1 protein-coding gene is annotated in these 1,028 nt (G+C 65.6%); it reads right to left on the bottom strand.

Annotated elements, in window-relative coordinates:
- The coding region (locus tag AB4Y99_RS27815; RefSeq protein WP_441525633.1) for a GMC family oxidoreductase at positions 1–952 on the bottom strand (952 nt) is incomplete at its 3' end.
- Between the last annotated feature and the right edge of the window lie 76 nt (positions 953–1,028).

Raw genomic sequence — 1,028 nt, 5'->3', positions numbered from 1 at the left:
CGCCTGGGAGGTGCTGGACGACGGGAATGCCGAGCCGCGCGAGTTCGTCACGATCTCCCACGCCGGACAGCATGAGCAGCTTGGGCGTGTTGATCGCCCCCGTCGATATCACGACCTCGGTGCTTGCCGTGATAGCCGAAATCGAGCCGGCTCGTTCGATCTCCACACCGATAGCGCGGCGCCCCTCGAACAGGATGCGCCGGACGACGGTCTCGGTCAGGATCGTCAGGTTTGGACGATCGGCGATCGGCCGGACATAAGCTCGATATAGGGAGTGTCGTCGCCCCTTGCGAACCAGCATGTCGGCATAGGCAGCCCCGCCCGCGCCTTCCATCATCTCGCCATTGGGATGATCGAAACGAGGGATGCCGAGACCGTCCGCGGCCTTCAGCAGGGCGCCGGCGATGGGGCTCGGGTCCTTGGCGGGCTGAACCCAGATCGGCCCGCTCGTGCCGCGGTATTTCGGGTCGGGTCGACCTTGCCAGTTCTCGATCCGGCGATAGATGTCCAGAACCGTGGCGTAGTTCCAAGCGGGATCGCCCGTCTCCGCCGCAAAGTGGTCCCAGTCGCTGCGGTGGCCGCGTGCCCAGACCATGACGTTCACGCTGGAGCCGCCGCCGAGGCCCTTGCCCATCGACATCGAGAGAGCCCGACCGCCGAGATGCGGATTCGGCTCGGCCTGAAATCCCCAGTCGCGGTCAGTCCCGAGATTGGTGGGCCATAAAGCAGGATCCAGCACGGACTCTGCTTCGTCGTCGGGTCCGCCCTCGATCAGCAGGACGCTGCAGGCCGGATTCTCGGCAAGGCGGCGCGCGACCACCGATCCCGATGAACCGGCGCCGCAGACGATGAAGTCGTAGGTGGTCTTGAGGTTGGCTCTGCGCTCCGCCTGGTTTTCACGCGCGCGTCGTTCGAAGCCCCCGGCATCGCCGGGGGCGGAGGTGTCAGTCATCGTTCGATCTTTCTAGTTGGTCGCTTAGCGTTGCTAGGACCGCGATACGCGGCTGGCCGCTCACTTCGTGGCGGAC

The organism is Allobosea sp. TAB14 (assembly GCF_052113865.1).
GTDB classification, from domain to species: Bacteria; Pseudomonadota; Alphaproteobacteria; order Rhizobiales; family Beijerinckiaceae; genus Allobosea; species Allobosea spartocytisi.
Note: the sequence above shows the minus strand (reverse complement) of the source record. Positions and strands in the feature narration are given on the sequence as shown.